Origin of the sequence: Aeromonas sp. ASNIH1 (assembly GCF_002934285.1) — a bacterium.
Lineage (GTDB): Bacteria > Pseudomonadota > Gammaproteobacteria > Enterobacterales > Aeromonadaceae > Aeromonas > Aeromonas caviae.
Genome location: NZ_CP026228.1, coordinates 1022180 through 1039981, shown reverse-complemented (window position 1 = coordinate 1039981; position 17802 = coordinate 1022180). Strand labels below are relative to the sequence as shown.

Here is a 17802-nt window from a genome sequence, read left to right as displayed (position 1 = left end):
AGATTTTAACGGAAAGCCGGCGCCTCTGCCATGAAAGTGCGGTCTTTCTGTACGAAAAGAGCGGGCGGTGCGAGATGGCGGCGGGGCTACACTGGCAGAGGGGGGCGGCAGGCCCCGGCGTTGCCCGACCCCCTCTTGTCCGAACCATCCGGATTCTGCCGTCACAAGGAGTCATCGCCATGGTCAAGTCCGCGTTTTTCGTGCTCGCGCTGGCAGGCAGTGCCGCCTCTGCCAGCGACATATTGCCCGTCTCGCCGCTGATGGGGGATGTCACCAGGGCCCAGTTCATGGAGCGCGCCGCCCAGCGCTTCGCCTTGCAGGACAAAAACGGTGACGGCGTGCTGTCGGTTGCCGAGAAAGAGGCCAACCTGGCAAAGCTGGCTGGCGTGATGCAGCAGGCAGGCAAGCCGGTCCCGGAGCGGATGAGCCAGCTCAAGCCGTCGCGGGAGACCACCAGGGCCCAGTTCATGGCGCGGCAGGAGGCGCTCTTCTCTCGCCTGGACAAAAACGGTGACGGGGTGATCGGGGAGTCTGAGCGTCTCGACATCAAGGCCAATCTGGAGAAGCGGGCGATGGAGGCCGCCCAATAGGGCGGGTTGTCAGCCCTCTGATGAAAAAGAGCCCGGTAGCGATACCGGGCTCTTTGCATCTCTGGCATGAAGGGGACTACCAGCTTGCCCAGAGCAGCCGCAACCTGAGCCCCCAGGCGCTGCTCCAGCCGGTGGTGCTGCTCACCAGAGCCCCATCCTTGATGACGAGGAAGGTCGGTGTCACCCCCACCTGCCAGCGGGCGGCCAGATCCCCGGACTCGTCGTTGTGGGTGGGGAAGGTCAGCCCCTTCTTCGCCATCCCGGCGCGCAACGGCTCATCGCTGCCGGAGCGCAGGGCCACCGTCAGCACATTTTCGCCCTCCTGCCAGAGCTGCTCCACCGTGGGAGTGGTGAAGCGGCACACCCCGCACCAGCTGGCCCAGTAGTAAACCAGCAGGGGCTTGCCGCGGCTCTGCTCGGCCAGCGTGGTGGTGGTGCCGTCCTGCAGGGTGAAGGGAGCCTCCATGGCCCCCGCCGGCAGGGTGGGGCTGCGCCACAGATCCACCAGGATGGTGATGACGAGCGCCATCAGCAGCAGCCAGAGCGCCTCCTTGCCCCAGCGGCGCCAGCGGGGGGCCTTTATGCCTGCATCCTCGGCCATGGCTTAGCTCCGCTTGGCCAGCTCGGCTTTCACCAGCTGCTCCAGCTCGTCATAGGGAATGGCACCCGGCACCAGCTGGTTGCCGATAAGGGTCGCCGGGGTGCCTTGCACGCCGAGCAGGGTGCCGATGCGCAGGCTGTTGCGCAGCTCTTCGGTGGCCTTGCCTGCGGGCTTGAGGGTCAGGTTGTCGGTGGCGGCCAGCGCCTTGTTGATGTCCGTCTCGGTCAGCATCCCCTGCTTGCTCATGAGCTTGTCGTGCAGGGGGAGGAAGCGGGCAGGATCCTGTTGCCACAGGGTCAGGCTGTACTGGGCCGCCTTGGCGGAGGTCTGCCCCTTGAACGGCAGCAGCTTGATCACCAGCCCCAGATCGTCCGGATAGGCCGCGAGCAGCTTGGCGACTGCCGGGTCGAACTGCTTGCAGTAGGGGCAGTTGTAGTCGGTGAAAAGCACCAGGGTCAGCTTGGGATGCTTGGCACCGAGGCGCGGGCTGGTGGGGCTGTTGAACAGCACATCCTGGTTGCCCTTGATGAAGTCAGCCATCTGGGCCTGCTGGGTCGCGGCGTTCTGCTTCTCCCAGGATTCGGCTGCCTCGTCGAGGATCCCGGGGTTGGCGATCAGGGTCTCGCGAATGAGCTCCTTGATGCGGGCCTCCTGCTCCGGGGTGAAGGGGGCGGCGTGCAGCGTGGGGGTGCCCAGGGTGGCGGCGACCAGGGCGGTGCAGAGGGTCAGGGTTCGCAGTCTCATGGCATTCTCCTTAGAAATGGGTGGCATCGGCCTGAACGAGGCCGGCCTTGTGCAAGCTGTCGAGCAAGTCGGCCTTGTCCAGCAGGGGAGAGAGGATCTCCCCTTCCGGCAGGCCGGGCCCGTAGATCTGGTTGAAGGGAACGGCGGCGGCGCCACGCTGGCGCAGGAAGGCGGAAATGGCATCGCTCGGCCGGCTCCAGTCGCCGCGAAGGGCCACCACGTCCGGGGCCGACAGGGCGCGCTGCACCTCGTCACGCAGCAGCACGTTGTATTTGTTGGCCTTGCAGGTGACGCACCAGTCGGCGGTCACATCCACGAAGATCCGCTTGTTCTGGGCCAGGGCGTCGGCGATGGCCTGTTCGGAGAGGGGCTGCCAGGCGATGCGATCGACGCTGCCACTCCCTTTCACCGTGAGGGCGCCCCCCAGCAGCAGGGCGCCGCCGATGAGTGCCGAGAGAGAGAGGGCCAGGGTGAAACTGCGCAGGCCATAGCGCCAGAGGATGCCCATCAGCAGCGCCAGCACCATGGCGGCCATCAGCCAGCCGGTGGCCGTGGTGCCCAGATGGTTGCCAAGCAGGCTCGCCAGCCAGAGGCTGGAGCCCAGCATCATCAGCCCGAGCAGGATGCGCAGTCGCCCCATCCAGCGGCCCGGTTTGGGCAGCCAGAGGGCGAGGCGCGGCAGGGCCGCCACCAGCAGCCAGGGCAGGCTCATGCCAAGGCCGAGGGCCGTGAAGATGAGCCAGAGCTGGCCGAGGGGCGCCGCCAGGGCAAAGGCCACCGCGGTGCCGAGGAAGGGGGCCGAGCAGGGGGTCGCGAGCAGGGTGGCGAAGCTCCCTTGCAGGAAGTGGCCGCCGAGCCCCTCGCCGCCGCGGGTGGCGAGGCGAGTGCTGAGATTGCTGGGCAACCTTATCTCGAACAGTCCCAGCAGGTTGGCGCAAAACAGCAGGGTCACCGCCACCATGAAGCCGATGAAACCAGCGCTCTGGAACTGGATCCCCCAACCTACGGCCCCTTGTGTGGCGCGCAGCAGGCTGCTCATGGCTGCCAGCACCCAGAATGAGGCAATGATCCCGGCGCTGGCGGCGAGGAACTGCTTGCGCACGCCTCCTTGTTCGCGCTCCTGCTGCTGCAACACTGTGCCGAGTTTCAGGGCCAGCACCGGCAGCACGCAGGGCATCAGGTTGAGGATGAGGCCGCCGAGCAGCGCCGCCCCCAGCAGCCAGAGAAGTGGCTGCCCTGGTGCCGGCAGGGCGAGGGGATCGGCGATGGTGGCGCGGGTCTGCCAGGCCTGATCGCCGCTACCGAGCAGCAGGCCGAGGGATTGACCGCGCAAGTCAGGGGCATCCCCCTGCCAGCCGTCGCTGACCGGCACCCGGGCGATCAGGGTGGTGCCGCTTACCTCGAGCGCGGGCTTGCCGAACTCGGCCCCCTCCAGCGCATCGATGAAGAGCGCAGGTTCCTGCCAGCCTTCTGCCCGCTCGGCCCGCAGTTGCAGCAGGTTGTGCTGGTAGCCGAGCTCGACCCGGGTGTCGGCGGGCAGCGTCTGTGGCAGGGTGCTCATGGCCCGGGCCCAGGCGAAGTCAAAGCCGGCCGGCGCCTGCCCATCCGCCGCCAGGGTGAAGGGGTAGTCGGTCAGGATGCAGACATTGCTGCAGGTGGAGAGGCGCAAGGTGCCCTTGAGCGGCTGTCCGGCCGGGTAGCCCAGGCTCAGGGGGAAGCGTACCTGCTCCTGATAGCCCTGGGTGCTGAGCCCGGCGACCTCGAAGGGGCGCGGAGTGGGCCAGTGCCACTGGAAGTCGCCGACCGGCTCATCCCACAGGATCTGGGGCGCTATGCCCCCTTCACCCGGGCTGTGCCAGTAGGTCTTCCAGCCTGACTCCAGCTGGACATCGAGCAGGATGCGGGTCTGATCCGGGACGCTGCGGTCGGCTTGCAGCCTGACCTTGGCGTGACTGTTCTGGGGGCGGGTGAGCCACCCCGTATCGCTGGCCAATCCGCTGGATTGCCACAGCAGGCTGCCCAGTAGCAGGGCCGCCTTGAAGAGATTCGACATGTGTTGGGTCTCGCAAAAAAATGAGTGACAGCAGGCTGAAAAAGCGCGGCTGAACTCATTCCCGCCAGACGCAGAGGGTGAGGTGCAGTCGCCGCTCCGGCGGCGAGACATTGATGGGGGGAGGCAGTGCCGGCGCGCGCCGTGACAGGGGCACCAGCAGGGCAATCACGAAGGCGATGGCGAAGAAGAGTTGCTCCACGCACAGCAGACTGGCGGCGCTCAGCCACTTGCCGTTGAGCTGGCAGCTGTTGGGCTGCACACTGGCGGGCGTGCCCTTGTCGGCCTGGTCGTCGGCTGAGGCAAACTGGGGCAGGGTCTGGCAACTCACTGCGTGATCGAGCAGGGCGAGGCGGGCCAGCGGCTGGGCCGCGCAATTGAGCACCAGCAGGCAGACCAGCAGCAGGAGTCGTGTCGCCGCGCGTTGTTGCAAAATCATGCTCGCCCCGTTCATCAAGATGGCCACATCCTAGCGGGCAATGGCGGGTGGGGCAAGCCGGGGTGACCGGTGACGTCCGGGGCTGGTCGGTTCTGTCTGGCGAACGCTTGTTCGCTAAAAGGGGGACCAGTATACTGCGCCGAGTCAAATTCCGAGGTGTTCGATGCTCAAACTTGCCCGTGTGCTGCTGCTGGCACTGCTGCTCGTCTTCTGGTTCCTGTTCGGCCTGTTGCTTTGTCTGGTGCGCCCGCGCCACCCGAACAACGTCTATGTCTTCGCCCGCATGTATCATGCGGTCTGCCCGCTGATCGGCCTCAAGGTCCGGGTGACGGTGGCCGACGAGGTCAAATCGGTGGGACCGGCGGTCTACGTCTGCAATCACCAGAGCAACTACGACATCTTCACCGTGACCGGCGCCGTGCAGCCCGGCGTGGTGGCGGTGGGCAAGAAGAGCCTGCTGTGGCTCCCCTTCTTCGGCCTCATCTTCTGGCTTTCCGGCAACGTGCTGATCGACCGCTCCAACCGCTCCCGCGCCATCGGCACCATCGGCCAGGTGGTGGATCGCATCAAGCATCGCGGCACCTCCATCTGGATGTTCCCGGAGGGGACCCGCTCCCAGGGGCGCGGTCTGCTGCCGTTCAAGGCGGGGGCCTTCCACACTGCCGTCCAGGCCGAGGTGCCCGTGGTGCCCATCGTCTGCTCCAGCTACTTCGGTCAGGTCGATCTCAACCGCTGGGACAACGGCGAGGTGCTGCTGGAGGTGATGGCCCCGGTGTGCAGCAAGGAGCACGGCGCCGCTGGCATTCGCGAGCTCTCCGACACCTGCCGGGAGAAGATGGAAGCCAAGCTGGCGGAGCTGGATGGCAAGCTCGGCCATCGACCGGCGGCCTGAGCCCGGTTGCAGAGAAGAGAGGGAGCCGCTGGCTCCCTTTTTTATTGGTGAAAATCACCATCTTGTTGGTTTTTTTCACCACGTTGTATCCGGTGAACATCCATCGTTAACTTTCATCTAATTGTAAATAAAGGCAAAAACATTCTGGCACGGCTCTTGTAATGTCATGGGAAGAGAGTGACACCCCATCAACAAGGAGCCAGACCATGAGCGTATTCAGCCGCCTGACCGACGTGATCAATGCCAACCTGCACAGCCTGCTCGACAAGAGCGAAGAGCCGGAGAAGATGCTGCGGCTGATGATCGAGGAGATGGAGCAGGTCCAGGTCGAGATGAGAACCCAGGCCGCCCGCGTCATCGCCGAACAGAAACAGCTGGAGCGCCATCAGCAGGCGCTGCGCAACCAGATCCAGGAGTGGGCAGCCAAGGCCGAACTCGCCATCCAGAAGGGCCGCGAAGATCTGGCCCGTGCCGCCCTCACCGAGAAGCTGGCGGAGATGAAGCAGTGCGAGCGGCTGGAAGAGGACAAGGCGCGGGTGGCCGAGGTGCTGGCCCAGCTCACCGCCGACAGCGAGCGACTGGCGGCCAAGCTGACCGAGGCGCGGGAGAAGCAGAAGATGCTGACCCTGCGCGAGCAGACCGCCCACAGCCGCATCCGCGCCCGTGCCCAGGTGGACAACCAGCGCATGCACGAGCTGGTGGCCCGCTTCGACGGCTTCCAGAACCGGGTCGATCAGCTGGAGGCCCAGCTGGAGGCGGCGACCCTGGGGCAGAATCCGTCCCTCGAGGCCCAGTTCCGCGAGTTGGAGCTGAACGACGAGATTGAGCGGGAGCTGGCCCGGCTCAAAGGTCAGAAGGTGGAGGCATAACCATGACACCCTGGCCCAAGGATCTCGCCCATCGCAAGCTGACCGGGGTCTGCGCCGGTCTTGCCAGAGGGCTGGGGGTGTCCAGAGTGACGGTGCGGGTGGTGGCCCTGCTCGCCCTGATCCTGATGCCGCCGCTGGCCCTGGCGCTCTATCTGGTGGGGGTGCTCGTCATGCCTCCCCGCCGTGAACTTCAACGCTGGCTGGGGTGATCTCCGGATCGCCCCGTCGGCAAGTGCAAGCCCGTGAGGAGCACAACATGCTGGAATTTATCGTCTTGATCCTGGTGCTGATCGGCATGGCGCTGACCGGATTCACCGTGCTGGCCATGCTGCTGGTGAGCGGGGTCTTCGTGCTGTTTGGCGCCCTGGCCGGCATGTTTGCCCTCATCATCAAGCTGGCGCCCTGGTTGCTGGTGGTGCTGGTGGTGTGCTGGCTCCTCAGCAACAGGCGCAAGCAGTCGAACACCTACCGTTAAGCCTCCCTGATTTCGCATCCTTCCTTGGCCACTGCTTGCAGTGGCCCTTTTTATGGGGGCGACACAGGGTCGGTGTGCGGGGTGGCAAGCCAGGAAAGGCTCCAGCCGTGCCACAACGCCGGCTCGTGCACCAGGCGCTCCTTGAACGCCTTGCTCTGCTGCTTGAGGCGGTACTCGAGGCGCAGCGCCTCGCGTTTGCCGGGGACCTCCTGCTGCCATACCAGGGAGAGGGGGCCCTTGCCGCGCAGGGCTCTGGCACCCTTGCCGCTCTGGTGCTGACGCAGTCGCCGCTCGGGATCCGTGCTGATCCCCGCATAGAGTGCTCCGGTGCCGGTGCGCACCAGATAGACAAACCAGCGGGAGGGAGTGGGGGTGGCGAGGGTCACGAGGTACGCCACCTGGCCCGCTGGCGCCCAAGCCGGTGCAGGGGCAGCAGGCTCACCAGCAGGCCGGCCCAGACGAAGGCAAAGCCCACGGATTTCACCGGATCCGGGATCTCGCCAAACCAGAAGAGGGCGAGCAGGAAGGCGAGGCTCGGCTCTATGTATTGCAGCAGCCCCACCGTGCTCATGGGCGTGCGCGCCACCGCATAGCAGAACAGCCCCACCGGCAGCAGGGTGGCGGGGGCACTGCCCATCAGCAGCAGGCGCTCGGTCCAGTCACCGGCCATAAACTGGCTGGTGCCCTGCAAGGTCAGCCAGCCGATGATTATGAGGGCGACGGGCAGTTGTACCAGGGACTCCAGGTAGAGGCTGGTGCCGGCATCCAGTTTCACCTTCTTCTTGATGAGGCCGTAGAGGGCGAAGTTGGCCCCCATCACAAGGGAGAACCAGGGCAGCTGGCCGTAGGAGAAGAGCATGTAGGCGAGCCCCGCCAGGGCGAGCGCCACCGCCAGGTGTTTTTGCGGGGTGAGCTTCTCTTTGAGGAAGAGCACCGCAAAAGCGATGTTGAACAGCGGGGTCATGAAGAAGGCGAGGCTGGTGGCCAGCACCTGGCCCGTGGTCAGGCACCAGGTGAACATGCACCAGCTGATGGACATCACGGGGCCCGCCAGCAGCACGAGGCCGAGCTGCCGGGGATCGCCGCGCAGGGCCCCCCAGGGTACCCGCTGGCCGAGGAGCAGAAGCAGGCCTCCCAGCAGCACCACGGACCAGAGCACCCGGTGGGAAAGCAGTTCCCACATGTTGATCTCGGGCATGAACTGGTAATAGAGGGGCAGCATGCCCCACAGCACGAATGAGAGGGCCGCGCTGCCGGTGCCCATCCAGTTCTTCATCTCTCTCCGTTTATTAAACTAAACAATGGCGGCTGCATGATAAGTATCCGCCGCCCCTTTCACAAGCGGGAGCGGGGAGAAAACTCTGGTACTATCGGGCCCATGAACCGACTCGACCCCCTGTTTGAACAGATCCGGGCCTGCCGCCTGTGCGAGGCCCACCTGCCGCTCGGCCCAAGGCCGGTGATCCGCGGCAACGAGCGCGCCCGTCTGCTCATGATCGGCCAGGCCCCCGGCACCCGGGTACACGCCAGCGGCATCCCCTGGGACGATCCCTCCGGCGATCGGCTGCGCTTGTGGCTCGGGGTGGACAAGGCCACCTTTTACGATGAATCCCGCATCGCCATCATGCCCATGGGGCTCTGTTACCCCGGCAGGGGCAAGTCGGGGGATCTGCCGCCGCGTCCGGAATGTGCCCCCACCTGGCACGACAAGGTACTGATGCTGCTGCCCAACATCGAGCTGACCCTGCTCATCGGCCAGTATGCGCAGGCTTACTACCTGAGGGCGGCGGCGAAAGGATCGCTCACCGAGACGGTGCGACACTGGGCGGACTATGGCCCGGCCTGGTTGCCGCTGCCGCACCCGTCCCCGCGCAACACCCTCTGGCTCAGGAAGAACCCCTGGTTCGAGCAGGCGGTGATCCCCCATCTGCAGCAGCGGGTCGCCCCCCTGCTTGACCCGGCAGGCTAGAGCGCCGGCTCGGCCTGGGGCTTGGGCTTGCTGCGGGCCATGGCGACCAGCGGCAGTATGATGCACAGGCACCCCAGCAGCAGCGGCAGCCCCGGCTGTTCGTCAAACAGCCAGACCCCGATGGCGACCGCCATCAGCAGCCCGGTGTACTCCGCCGAGGCGATCTTGCTCGCCTCCGCCTTGCGATAGGCCATCACGCACAGCCCCGCGTAGACCATGATGAGCGCCGAGGAGCCGAAGGCGGGCCACCACATCTGCCATTGCCACTCGCCCCCCTCCCACCAGGCCAGCGCCAGGATGAAGGGCATGCTCAGGACATTGGTGAAAAACAGGGTCTGGGCGATGGGCTGCTGGAGCGGGATGCGCTTGATCAGCAGGTTGTTGACCGCCAGGGAGAGCGCCACCCCGAGCGCCGCCAGGGCGGCCCAGTTTACCTCGGTCGGGCGCAGCACGATGAGCACCCCGACGAAGCCGAGCAGCGCCGTCAGCACCTTCTGGCGCGAGAGTGCCTCCCCCGCCAGCCAGACCGCGAGCGGCACCATCAGCAGCGGGGCGGCATAGAAGAGGGCGTTGGCGGTGGCGAGCGGCAGCCGGGTGAGGGCGACCACCATCAGGCAGACGCCGACGGCCCAGATGTGGGCCCGCAGCAGGTGCCACTTGAGGGCTACCGGCGGGTTGCGCCGCCAGGACCAGAGCAGCCAGGGGGCGAGCAGCAGGGCCGCGGAGAGCTGGCGGAAAAAGACAAACTGGAAAATGGGCTGGTCCGGCTCCAGCACCTTGACCAGGGCATCGGAGAAGACCGCCACCATGTTGCCGAGCACCAGATAGAGGATGCCTATTCCGACTGCATTCATACCACCTCCAGATTCAGATGAGGGGAGGGTAGCCCGCGGTCTGTTATCCAGTAAAATGATAAAAAATCATCACGCATGAGAAATTTGGATAATGAAGCTGCCCCCCCTGCGCGCCGTTCAATATTTCGAGGTGGTTGCCCGCCTGCTGAGTTTTTCCCGCGCCGCCCTGGAGCTCAATGTCAGCCAGAGTGCGGTCAGTCACCAGATCCGTCTGCTGGAGGATTTTCTGGGGGAGCGGCTGCTGCTGCGCCAGGGGCGACTGCTCTCCCTGACGCCCCAGGGGGAGATCTATTTCGAGGGGATCGCCGCCGGGCTGGTCCAGATTGCCCAGAGCAGCGAGCAGTTGCGCGGTGGAGGCGAGATGCGGGTGCGGCTCGCGGTCTACAGCTCCTTTGCGGTGAAGTGGCTGATCCCGCGCCTGGCCGGGCTGCGCCAGCTCTATCCCGAGCTGGATCTCAGCCTGGAGATGGTGGCGGAAGATCCCGAGCTTTCCGACAGGGTGGCGGACGGTTTCATCACCGTCTCCCCCGAAGGGCCGGGCTACATGCACGATCTGCTCTATCGGGAGCGGCTGATGCCGGTGTGCAGTCGCCGGATGTGGCAGCAGGTGGAAGGGGAGTGGCCCGCCACCCTGTGGCAGTTGCCGCTGCTCTCCATCCAGGCTATCTACCGCGAGAAGGGGGAAGATTGGCGGCGCTGGGCCGAAATGGGGGGGATGACCATTCCCCCCGAGGCGAGGGTGCACCATTTCAGCCATATCCTGCTCGCGCTGGAGGCGGCGAACTGGGACCAGGGAATGGCGCTCATCAATGACTACATGTTGCAGCCGGAGGATCCGCGTCTGGTGCGGTTGCCCCTGCACGCCCTCGAGACCGGCGACAACTTCTATTTCGTCTTCAAGTGCTCACGCGCCCATGAACCCGCCATCAGCCGGTTGCGTCAGTGGCTGTGGCAGGAGTCGCAGGCGAGCCTGAGACCCGGGGAAAACGAGCCTCTCAGACGCGTCTGAACGGGCTGGGGGCCCTATGCAGAATGGACGGCGCAGCCCACGACGCAGGAGTCTGATTCGGGAGGCCTGATGGCACTGGCGAGACCAGGGCCATCAGGAGCGGGTCAGGTGCGCTTGAACTGGCTCAGTACAAAGAGGGTGGTGGCGCAGACTACGACCGAAGGACCGGCCGGGGTGTCCTGATACCAGGAGAGGGCAAGGCCCCCCAGCACGGCGAGACAGCCTGTCAGGGCGGCAAAGCCGGCCATCTGCTCCGGGGTCTGGCTGAAGCGGCGGGCGGTGGCGGCGGGAATGATCAGCAAGGAGGTGATGATGAGCGCCCCGACGAACTTCATGGCCACGGCGATGACCAGGCCTATCAGCAACATCAGCACGCAGCGCAGCACATCCACCCGCACCCCTTCCACCCGGGCCAGCTCTTCCGAGATGGTCATGGAGAGCAGGGGATCCCAGAGCCGCCACAGGGTGAGCAGCACCAGGGCGCCGCCGCCGTAGATCCAGAGCAGGTCCATGGGCTGCACCGAGAGCAGGTCTCCAAACAGGTAGGCCATCAGATCCACCCGCACGTTGTCCATGAAGCTCAGGGTGACCAGACCCAGCGACAGGGCGCTGTGGGCCAGAATGCCGAGCAGGGTGTCGGTGGCCACCTGCTGGTTGCGGCTCATGATGACCAGCAGCATCGCCATGGCGAGGCAGCAGACCACGACCGCCAGGGTGAGGTCCACCTGCAGCAGGATGCCGAGGGCGATGCCGAAGAGGCAGGCATGGGAGAGGGTGTCGCCAAAATAGGCCATCTTGCGCCACACCACGAAGCTGCCAAGCGGCCCGGCCAGCAGGGCGATGCCGAGCCCGGCCGCGAGGGCGTATAACAGAAAGCTGTCCACGTGAAGCTCCTAGTTGTTGCGAGAGGGCAGGCGGATGACGGGAGCCTGCGGTTCATGATGATGGTGTTCGCCATCGCAGTGGTGATGGTGGGTATAGACCGCCAGCACCTCCCGCTCCGGCCGCCCGAACAGGCGGGCAAATTCCGGGTGGCGGGCCACGCTCTGTGGCTCGCCGTGGCAGCAGACGTGGCGATTGAGGCAGATCACCTCGTGAGTGCTGGCCATCACCAGGTGCAGATCGTGGGAGACCATCAGCACGGCGCAGTGGAACTCGGCGGCCAGCTGGCTGATGAGGGCATAGAGCTCGATCTGGCCCGTGATATCTACCCCTTGCACCGGTTCGTCCAGCACCAGCAGCTCGGGCTTGACCAGCAGGGCGCGGGCTAGCAGTACCCGCTGCATCTCGCCACCGGAGAGCTTTTGCATCCGGTTGTCCAGCAGATCCTGGGCACCGACCCGATTGAGGGCCTCCTCGATGGAGAGGCGGCTGTTCTTGCCAAGCTGCAGGAAGCGGCGCACCGTCAGGGGGAGGGTGGGGTCCAGATAGAGGCGCTGGGGTACATAGCCGACCCGCAGATCGCGGCGGCGGACGATGTCCCCCGAATCTGGGCGGAGCAAGCCCAGCACCAGCTTGCTCAGAGTGCTCTTGCCCGCCCCGTTGGGGCCGACCAGGGTGGTGATTTTGCCTTTGTTCAGGGTAAAGGAGACCTTGTCGAGCACGAGTCGTCCGTCAAATGAGAGACAGACCTCTTTCAGCTCCACCAGTTGGGTCATGACAGCTCCGGGGTTTACAGCCTGTGAGAGTTATAATATAACAGCGACGTTGGTTTGTTATATTATCACACACATATTCCCTGACGAGACCTCTATGCGAATTCTTGCTCTGATCACTGCCCTGATGGCGGTGAGTCTGCCTGTCCGTGCCCTCGAGGTGCTGACCACCATCAAACCCCTGGGCTTCATCGCGGCGGCGATCACCGATGGCGTGAGCGAGCCCGGGGTGCTGCTGCCCACCGGCGCGTCTCCCCACGATTTTTCCCTGCGCCCTTCCGATATTCGCAGCATCAACGAGGCCGATCTGGTTGTGTGGGTCGGTCCGGAACTGGAAGGCTTCATGGCCAAACCCCTTGCCCGGCATCCTCATGTATTGACCCTGACCCAGGTTCCCGGCATGCCGCTGTACAACTATGCGACCCAGGGGGAGCATGACGAGCATCACCATGATGACAAGGATCATGACCATGCCGCCCACGACCACGGCTCGCACGACGAGGGCCATGAAGGGCACCACCACGAAGGGGTGGATCCCCACATCTGGCTGGGTCCAACCCAGGCCAAGGTGATTGCCAAGGCGATTGCGACCGAACTGGGCAAGCTGGACCCTGCCAACCAGGCGCGCTATGCCGCCAATCTCGCGGCCTTCGAGGGCAAGGTTGACGCCCTGGACAAGGTGATCGCCGTGCAGATGAAGGCGGTGGATCAGAAGGGCTACTTCGTGTTCCACGAAGCCTATGGATACTGGGAGCGCCACTACGGCATGAGCTCCAAGGGACACTTCACCGTGAGCCCGGAGCGTCGCCCGGGAGCCAAGACGCTGATTGACATCCGCAAGGCGCTGGAAGAGAAAAAGGCGAGCTGCATCTACGCCGAGCCGCAGTTCTCCCCGGCGGTGATCGAGTCGGTTGCCCGCAATACCGAGGCCAAGGTGCTGCTGCTGGACGAAGTCGGCGAGCAGGTGCCTCTCGGTCCGGACGGTTATCCGCAATTCATGCAGCAGTTGGCGGACGCCTTCGCCCAGTGCCGCTAGGCCTTGCCCGACATTGACGATAGAGGCGGCGCGGCCAACTATACTGACCTCCAGCATCTGATATGGAGTGTCAGTCATGAAATGGTTGCTCGTCTCTGCCTGCACGCTGACCCTGCTGGGATCCGGCATACAGGCATCCGGTCTTTCCGAACACATCGCCAGCCCGGAACTCAGGGCAAAAATGCAGGCGGTCTATGGCGCCAGAGCGATCCAGCGGTCCGAGGCCTTCTCTCGGCTGCTGACGCCAAGGGCCGGAACCACGGACCAGCAGAAGCTGGAGTTGGTGAACAACTACTTCAACAACCTGACCTATAGCGAGGATCCCAGACTGTGGGGGGATGATGATTATTGGGCCAATCCGCTGGAGTTCATCGGGGCGAGAGGGGGGGATTGCGAGGACTACAGCATAGCCAAGTACTACACCCTGATGGAGCTGGGGGTCGACGAGAAGAAACTGCGGCTGGCCTATGTGAAGGCACTCCGTTACAACCAGTTCCACATGGTGACGTTGTACTTCTCGACCATCAAGTCAGATCCCTTGGTGCTGGACAACATCAATGGCCGCATCCTGCCGGGGAGCAAGCGCAATGATCTGCAGCCGGTTTACAGTTTCGATGCCAAAAGCATCTGGATCATGAAATCCCGCCGCGAAGGAACCCTGGCGGGGAGCGCCGATCGCCTGGCCCAGTGGACCTCGATGCAGAGCCGCTTCTCCAGCGAGCATTTTCGCTCCCCCCGTCGCCAGCTATAACTTGCCCGCCGTCTTCAACTCCTCGAAATATTTTGCCGCGCCCGGATGCTGTTCGACACTCAGCACCGGGCCTATCTTGTTGCGCGCCTTGTGAAACAGGTTCGCATAGCCATAGGTCTGTTCGTTGAAACTGGTTTGCTGGCTCAGCATGGCCCGGGTCAGCCGATAGACCTCCTCATCCGGGGTGGCGGCATTGGTCACCAGGGTGGCCGCGATGGCGAAGGTCGGGGTTGCCTTGAGGTTGCCCGGGTAGATGCGTGCCGGCACCTGGCTGCGCTGGTAATACCTGACTCCTTTGAGCAGCTGGTCCCTGACGGGCCCCTCGATCGCCAGGAAGCGCACGTCGCAGCGCTTGGCGGTGTCGAGCACGATACGGTTGGGATGACCCATGACGAGGCCATAGGCATCGATCTGTTTACTGCACAGTGCTTCGGAGAGATTGGCGACGCTCTTCAAATCAAGATCCTGCTCCTTTGCACCCAGAGCATTGAACAGGGCCAATGCCGTTTGACGAGTCCCTGAACTCTTCAGGCCCATGTCGATGGGGGCCAGCTTGAGCTGCTCCAGGGTGGTGATATCCCCATCGGCTCGCACCACTATGGTGAAAGGTTCGGCGTGGGTGGCAAAGATAGCCCTCAGCTCGCGTTGTGGTTGGGCAACGAAAGGCCCCGTGCCCTGGCGGGCCTGATAGAGCCAGTCTGACTGGACGAGGGCATAGGGGACCTCTCCCGCTTTCAGCTGGCGGAGATTTTCGATGGACCCGGAGCTGGCCTGCAGTTTGCAGGGCATCGTGGGGTCACTTTTTTTGGCCAGTCTGCAGAACTCCTTGATGACCTGGTAATAGATGCCTTGCTCCCCCCCGGTGCCTATGGTCATGGTGGTCGCGTGCAGGGTCGGTTGCCACAGCAGGGCAAGCAGCAGCAGCGGGATCCTCATGATGCATTCTCCTGAGTGGCATAACCATCGATGCCCCAACTGCGCAGCATGTCTACATCGCTCACGTCGCCGGCTTCCGCCAGCAAGGTGTAGCCGGAAGCATGGAGGCATTGGGAGAGCAGGTTCCAATAAAGGGGGGACTGGGTGAGCTGGCAACTGATGAAGACGGGTCTGATGGGGTCGAGCCTGGCCAGATTGTCGTTGTTCATCGGGATATTGCTGAACGCCAGCTCAATCCCCTGGGACTGGAGTGCAGTCAGTCGCTCCTCGGCCAGGGGAGGGAAGATAGCCAGATCCCAGCGCCAGTCCAGTGTCTTGCCACGAGCGCTGGCCAGCACGGGGGCAAACTGCGCCCAGTCTGGATGGCCGAGCAGGCTGAGAGGTAGCTGGAGCCCTTCCGCCTTCTGGGTCAGCCAGTCGTTGAGCAGCGCCCGAATTTCATCCGGCGAGCTGTCCGTGGTGGGGGGGGGCTTGGGTAGCAGGCGGCTGTAGAGCCTGATACTCCCCTGAGTGGAGAAGAAATGCTGCTGATAGGTGTTGCCATCGGTGTCGACCAGACCAACGAGCTTCTGGTGGGTCGGGAGGGCGTCGTGCTTGCCAAGCTGGGTGATCTTCAGCCGTTGTTGCAGCAGGTCCCGTTTGCGTTCGGAGACCAACTGGTTGATGGAGACGACGACTTCCTGCAATTCGCGAAGCCACGGGGTTGGCAGGTTGCCGCTGAACTGGCGTTTGCGGATCCGGGTTAGCTGCAGACTGACTTGTTCGAGGGGGTGCATCAGGCGGCGGCACACCCAGGTGATCACCAGGCTGAACACCAGCAGGCCGACGAGCAACGCGAGCCCGGTACGACTGATGGCGTTCCACAGATGCTGGTAGGCGTAACCCTTGTGCCCCTCGAGCGTGAGGGTACCGAGAATACGCCAGCCGTCGGTCAACTCCTGCTCAATTTTGACCGGCGGCATGTCGATAACAGAGGGGAGCCAGCCTGGAATATTTTGCTGTGCGGTGTGGAACACCTTCTGGAACAGCACCTGGCCATCCGGATCCAGCAGGACGACGGAGTTGACGAAACCTCCGTCGAACATGGCGTTCACTATGGTCTCGGCAAGGACCTTGTCATCGTTGAGCAGAGTGCCCTGCAGCACCAGCCCCAGTGCGGTGATGGCGGTTTCAAGGTTGGCCGACATCTGGTCGAGAATAGACTGTCGTACCGTCGTGATCTCCAGCACGAGCAGCAGCGCGGCGCCGATGGTGAAGAGGATTAGGATGATTACATTTAACAATTTTGCCAATGACATACCCACTCCATGGAGATGTTTTTGCAACATTTTCTGGGCCGGAGAGCACCACAACCGGACTTGGTTCTTAAAAATAGAAAAAAATGGCTGAAAATGACGATCATTTCTGCCTATGCTGGAAGGTTATGCATAAAATGTGAGTTTCGTGCATGGAGCTATGAACTTTTTGTAAGTATTTAGGTCTAAAAGCCAGATATTCGGTTTTCATAATAAAAACTCATAAAAACAGACCCACAACCACCACCCTTAGATCTAATAACAGGATAGCGGATGAAACGTCTCCGTCCCTTGGTAGCCCAGGCTGCCAATTGGGAACCCCCGGTTCCCCGCAAGCATTTCTATGCCATGCTATTGCTCACGGCCATGACGCTGTCAGCGGTAGCCGTATTGCCAGCTCCCGGTGACATCCTGGAGCGGCCACTGCGTCTGGAGTTGCCGATCGCCACCACGGGCACCGCAACCAACGAAGACAACACCGACTTCAACGACATTCCGGATCACGAGCTGGTCGAGTCAGCCGCTCCCGAAGACGACATCCCGGCGGATGCCACGCCTCAATGGCAAGATTACCGGGTTCGCAATGGCGAGAACCTGACCACCATCTTCAACAACCTGGGGCTGTCCACCACCACCCTCTACAAGGTGCTGGATGCGGATGCCAAGAACAACCTGGCGCGTCTCAAACCCGGTCAGACCATCGAGTTGCTGATCGATCAGGACAACATTCTGCAGCAGTTGAAGATCCGCCTGAACATCAAGCAGACCCTGGTGCTGGAGCGTACCGACGACACCTATAGCGCCAACATGCTCAATGAAGAGGTAGAGTGGCAGCAGAAGAGCTATGACGGTGTCATCAACGGCAGCTTCTACGTCAGCGCCCGCAATGCCGGTATCCCGGCCAACCACATCCAGAAGATTGCCAACCTGTTCCAGTGGCGCCTCAACTTCGCCAAGGATTTGAAAAAAGGTGACAAGTTCAAGGTGCTGGTCCGTCAGGAGACGGTCGACGGTAAGAGTACGGGCAATACCCAGTTGCTGGGGGTCGAGGTGTTCAGCCAGGGCAAGGCCGTGTCAGCCTGGTTGTCGGAAGATGGCAACTATTATGACGGTCAGGCAAACAGCCTGGAGCGCGGCTTCCGCCGTTATCCGACTCACAGCCGTTACCGGGTCAGCTCCAGTTTCAACCCGAATCGCCGTCATCCCATTACCGGGCAGGTCCGGCCCCATGAGGGGACCGACTTTGCCCTGCCGGTAGGCACGCCCATCATGGCGACCGGTGATGGTGTGGTCCTCAAGGCAACCAGCCACCCGCTGGCAGGCACCTATGTTGTGATCAAGCACGGCCGTACCCTGATGACCCGTTATCTGCACCTGAGCAAGCTGCTGGTCAAGCCGGGTCAGAAGGTGAAGATGGGTGACAAGATTGCCCTCTCCGGCAACACGGGCCGCTCCACCGGTGCTCACCTGCACTACGAGGTGCGCATCAACAACCGCCCGGTGGATCCCATGAAGATCAAGCTGCCGATGGCGGAGCCGCTCTCCGGTAAGGACAAGCGTCAGTTCCTCGCCAAGGTGAAGAGCTACCGCAAAGAGATGGAGGCGGGCTGAACGGCTCCCTCCTGACGAAAAAGGCC

General features: G+C 63.3%; 21 protein-coding genes. 10 read left to right on the top strand and 11 right to left on the bottom strand.

Going from position 1 to position 17802, the window contains the following annotated elements; translation table 11 throughout:
• The first annotated feature begins 179 nt into the window (after nucleotides 1-179).
• On the top strand, nucleotides 180-590 hold the full coding sequence (locus tag C2U37_RS05020) for an EF-hand domain-containing protein (protein ID WP_041212307.1): 411 nt from the start codon (nucleotides 180-182) through the stop codon (nucleotides 588-590).
• Between the two features lie 76 nt (nucleotides 591-666).
• Here the strand turns inward: C2U37_RS05020 and C2U37_RS05015 are convergent, their stop codons facing one another.
• The 4 genes from C2U37_RS05015 to C2U37_RS05000 are packed head-to-tail and all read right to left on the bottom strand — an operon-like array spanning nucleotide 667 to nucleotide 4424.
• Nucleotides 667-1191, bottom strand: coding sequence for a protein disulfide oxidoreductase (locus tag C2U37_RS05015; RefSeq protein ID WP_104451938.1), 525 nt, complete (start codon nucleotides 1189-1191; stop codon nucleotides 667-669).
• Between the two features lie 3 nt (nucleotides 1192-1194).
• Nucleotides 1195-1935 (bottom strand): DsbA family protein, encoded by a 741-nt coding sequence (locus C2U37_RS05010; protein ID WP_104451937.1) that lies wholly within the window; start codon nucleotides 1933-1935, stop codon nucleotides 1195-1197.
• A gap of 10 nt (nucleotides 1936-1945) precedes the next feature.
• Nucleotides 1946-3988: a protein-disulfide reductase DsbD family protein gene (locus tag C2U37_RS05005; protein ID WP_199770508.1), complete on the bottom strand. Its 2043-nt coding sequence runs from the start codon at nucleotides 3986-3988 to the stop codon at nucleotides 1946-1948.
• Nucleotides 3989-4043: 55 nt separating this feature from the next.
• Nucleotides 4044-4424 (bottom strand): hypothetical protein, encoded by a 381-nt coding sequence (locus tag C2U37_RS05000; protein ID WP_039039817.1) that lies wholly within the window; start codon nucleotides 4422-4424, stop codon nucleotides 4044-4046.
• A 163-nt stretch (nucleotides 4425-4587) separates the two neighbouring features.
• Here C2U37_RS05000 and C2U37_RS04995 point away from each other — a divergent pair, with 163 nt between their 5' ends.
• From C2U37_RS04995 to pspG, 4 genes are all read left to right on the top strand, one after another.
• Nucleotides 4588-5316, top strand: coding sequence for a 1-acylglycerol-3-phosphate O-acyltransferase (locus C2U37_RS04995; RefSeq protein ID WP_039039739.1), 729 nt, complete (start codon nucleotides 4588-4590; stop codon nucleotides 5314-5316).
• A 206-nt stretch (nucleotides 5317-5522) separates the two neighbouring features.
• Complete coding sequence (gene pspA, locus C2U37_RS04990) at nucleotides 5523-6185, top strand: phage shock protein PspA (protein WP_010672795.1); 663 nt, start codon at nucleotides 5523-5525, stop codon at nucleotides 6183-6185.
• Between the two features lie 2 nt (nucleotides 6186-6187).
• Complete coding sequence (locus tag C2U37_RS04985; protein ID WP_010672796.1) at nucleotides 6188-6394, top strand: PspC domain-containing protein; 207 nt, start codon at nucleotides 6188-6190, stop codon at nucleotides 6392-6394.
• Nucleotides 6395-6441: 47 nt separating this feature from the next.
• Nucleotides 6442-6660, top strand: coding sequence for an envelope stress response protein PspG (gene pspG, locus C2U37_RS04980; RefSeq protein ID WP_010672797.1), 219 nt, complete (start codon nucleotides 6442-6444; stop codon nucleotides 6658-6660).
• A 50-nt stretch (nucleotides 6661-6710) separates the two neighbouring features.
• Here pspG and C2U37_RS04975 read toward each other — a convergent pair whose 3' ends face one another.
• Both C2U37_RS04975 and rarD read right to left on the bottom strand, forming a co-directional pair.
• Complete coding sequence (locus C2U37_RS04975) at nucleotides 6711-7046, bottom strand: GIY-YIG nuclease family protein (protein ID WP_048209007.1); 336 nt, start codon at nucleotides 7044-7046, stop codon at nucleotides 6711-6713.
• Nucleotides 7043-7936 carry an EamA family transporter RarD gene (gene rarD / locus C2U37_RS04970; protein WP_104451935.1) on the bottom strand — a complete coding sequence of 298 codons (894 nt, stop codon included), beginning with the start codon at nucleotides 7934-7936 and terminating at the stop codon, nucleotides 7043-7045. The genes C2U37_RS04975 and rarD overlap by 4 nt, the downstream gene beginning before the upstream one ends.
• A gap of 102 nt (nucleotides 7937-8038) precedes the next feature.
• Between rarD and C2U37_RS04965 the strand changes: the two genes are divergently transcribed.
• On the top strand, nucleotides 8039-8629 hold the full coding sequence (locus C2U37_RS04965; RefSeq protein ID WP_104451934.1) for a uracil-DNA glycosylase family protein: 591 nt from the start codon (nucleotides 8039-8041) through the stop codon (nucleotides 8627-8629).
• On the opposite strand, the gene C2U37_RS04960 is transcribed toward C2U37_RS04965, so the two are convergent.
• Nucleotides 8626-9483 carry a DMT family transporter gene (locus tag C2U37_RS04960; RefSeq protein WP_010672801.1) on the bottom strand — a complete coding sequence of 286 codons (858 nt, stop codon included), beginning with the start codon at nucleotides 9481-9483 and terminating at the stop codon, nucleotides 8626-8628. The genes C2U37_RS04965 and C2U37_RS04960 overlap by 4 nt on opposite strands.
• A gap of 91 nt (nucleotides 9484-9574) precedes the next feature.
• On the opposite strand from C2U37_RS04960, the gene C2U37_RS04955 reads away from it, so the two are divergent.
• Nucleotides 9575-10492 carry a LysR substrate-binding domain-containing protein gene (locus C2U37_RS04955; RefSeq protein ID WP_104451933.1) on the top strand — a complete coding sequence of 306 codons (918 nt, stop codon included), beginning with the start codon at nucleotides 9575-9577 and terminating at the stop codon, nucleotides 10490-10492.
• Between the two features lie 104 nt (nucleotides 10493-10596).
• On the opposite strand, the gene znuB is transcribed toward C2U37_RS04955, so the two are convergent.
• Together znuB and znuC are read right to left on the bottom strand one after the other, a co-directional pair.
• Complete coding sequence (gene znuB, locus C2U37_RS04950) at nucleotides 10597-11376, bottom strand: zinc ABC transporter permease subunit ZnuB (RefSeq protein WP_010672803.1); 780 nt, start codon at nucleotides 11374-11376, stop codon at nucleotides 10597-10599.
• Between the two features lie 9 nt (nucleotides 11377-11385).
• The gene (znuC, locus tag C2U37_RS04945; RefSeq protein ID WP_010672804.1) at nucleotides 11386-12150 is read right to left on the bottom strand and encodes a zinc ABC transporter ATP-binding protein ZnuC; all 765 of its coding nucleotides are present in this window, start codon (nucleotides 12148-12150) and stop codon (nucleotides 11386-11388) included.
• Between the two features lie 94 nt (nucleotides 12151-12244).
• Between znuC and znuA the strand changes: the two genes are divergently transcribed.
• On the top strand, nucleotides 12245-13183 hold the full coding sequence (gene znuA / locus C2U37_RS04940; protein ID WP_104451932.1) for a zinc ABC transporter substrate-binding protein ZnuA: 939 nt from the start codon (nucleotides 12245-12247) through the stop codon (nucleotides 13181-13183).
• Nucleotides 13184-13259: 76 nt separating this feature from the next.
• Entirely contained in the window at nucleotides 13260-13934 is a 675-nt protein-coding gene (locus C2U37_RS04935) for a transglutaminase-like cysteine peptidase (RefSeq protein ID WP_104451931.1), read from the top strand.
• Here C2U37_RS04935 and C2U37_RS04930 read toward each other — a convergent pair.
• Complete coding sequence (locus C2U37_RS04930; RefSeq protein WP_104451930.1) at nucleotides 13929-14870, bottom strand: TAXI family TRAP transporter solute-binding subunit; 942 nt, start codon at nucleotides 14868-14870, stop codon at nucleotides 13929-13931. The genes C2U37_RS04935 and C2U37_RS04930 overlap by 6 nt on opposite strands.
• Nucleotides 14867-16168: a LapD/MoxY N-terminal periplasmic domain-containing protein gene (locus C2U37_RS04925; RefSeq protein WP_104451929.1), complete on the bottom strand. Its 1302-nt coding sequence runs from the start codon at nucleotides 16166-16168 to the stop codon at nucleotides 14867-14869. The genes C2U37_RS04930 and C2U37_RS04925 overlap by 4 nt, the downstream gene beginning before the upstream one ends.
• 270 nt (nucleotides 16169-16438) lie before the next feature.
• On the opposite strand from C2U37_RS04925, the gene mepM reads away from it, so the two are divergent.
• The gene (mepM, locus tag C2U37_RS04920; protein ID WP_041212320.1) at nucleotides 16439-17776 is read left to right on the top strand and encodes a murein DD-endopeptidase MepM; all 1338 of its coding nucleotides are present in this window, start codon (nucleotides 16439-16441) and stop codon (nucleotides 17774-17776) included.
• The last annotated feature ends 26 nt before the right edge of the window (nucleotides 17777-17802 follow it).

What these genes read in the sequence shown, in the direction of transcription:
- C2U37_RS05020 (WP_041212307.1), top strand. Translation starts at nt 180, where the DNA reads ATGGTCAAGTCCGCGTTTTTCGTGCTCGCGCTGGCAGGCAGTGCCGCC.
- C2U37_RS04985 (WP_010672796.1), top strand. Translation starts at nt 6,188, where the DNA reads ATGACACCCTGGCCCAAGGATCTCGCCCATCGCAAGCTGACCGGGGTC.
- pspG (WP_010672797.1), top strand. Translation starts at nt 6,442, where the DNA reads ATGCTGGAATTTATCGTCTTGATCCTGGTGCTGATCGGCATGGCGCTG.
- C2U37_RS04995 (WP_039039739.1), top strand. Translation starts at nt 4,588, where the DNA reads ATGCTCAAACTTGCCCGTGTGCTGCTGCTGGCACTGCTGCTCGTCTTC.
- pspA (WP_010672795.1), top strand. Translation starts at nt 5,523, where the DNA reads ATGAGCGTATTCAGCCGCCTGACCGACGTGATCAATGCCAACCTGCAC.
- C2U37_RS05000 (WP_039039817.1), bottom strand. Translation starts at nt 4,424, where the DNA reads ATGATTTTGCAACAACGCGCGGCGACACGACTCCTGCTGCTGGTCTGC.
- znuC (WP_010672804.1), bottom strand. Translation starts at nt 12,150, where the DNA reads ATGACCCAACTGGTGGAGCTGAAAGAGGTCTGTCTCTCATTTGACGGA.
- mepM (WP_041212320.1), top strand. Translation starts at nt 16,439, where the DNA reads ATGAAACGTCTCCGTCCCTTGGTAGCCCAGGCTGCCAATTGGGAACCC.
- C2U37_RS04930 (WP_104451930.1), bottom strand. Translation starts at nt 14,870, where the DNA reads ATGAGGATCCCGCTGCTGCTGCTTGCCCTGCTGTGGCAACCGACCCTG.
- C2U37_RS05015 (WP_104451938.1), bottom strand. Translation starts at nt 1,191, where the DNA reads ATGGCCGAGGATGCAGGCATAAAGGCCCCCCGCTGGCGCCGCTGGGGC.
- C2U37_RS04955 (WP_104451933.1), top strand. Translation starts at nt 9,575, where the DNA reads ATGAAGCTGCCCCCCCTGCGCGCCGTTCAATATTTCGAGGTGGTTGCC.
- znuA (WP_104451932.1), top strand. Translation starts at nt 12,245, where the DNA reads ATGCGAATTCTTGCTCTGATCACTGCCCTGATGGCGGTGAGTCTGCCT.
- rarD (WP_104451935.1), bottom strand. Translation starts at nt 7,936, where the DNA reads ATGAAGAACTGGATGGGCACCGGCAGCGCGGCCCTCTCATTCGTGCTG.
- C2U37_RS04935 (WP_104451931.1), top strand. Translation starts at nt 13,260, where the DNA reads ATGAAATGGTTGCTCGTCTCTGCCTGCACGCTGACCCTGCTGGGATCC.
- C2U37_RS05010 (WP_104451937.1), bottom strand. Translation starts at nt 1,935, where the DNA reads ATGAGACTGCGAACCCTGACCCTCTGCACCGCCCTGGTCGCCGCCACC.
- C2U37_RS05005 (WP_199770508.1), bottom strand. Translation starts at nt 3,988, where the DNA reads ATGTCGAATCTCTTCAAGGCGGCCCTGCTACTGGGCAGCCTGCTGTGG.
- C2U37_RS04965 (WP_104451934.1), top strand. Translation starts at nt 8,039, where the DNA reads ATGAACCGACTCGACCCCCTGTTTGAACAGATCCGGGCCTGCCGCCTG.
- C2U37_RS04925 (WP_104451929.1), bottom strand. Translation starts at nt 16,168, where the DNA reads ATGTCATTGGCAAAATTGTTAAATGTAATCATCCTAATCCTCTTCACC.
- C2U37_RS04960 (WP_010672801.1), bottom strand. Translation starts at nt 9,483, where the DNA reads ATGAATGCAGTCGGAATAGGCATCCTCTATCTGGTGCTCGGCAACATG.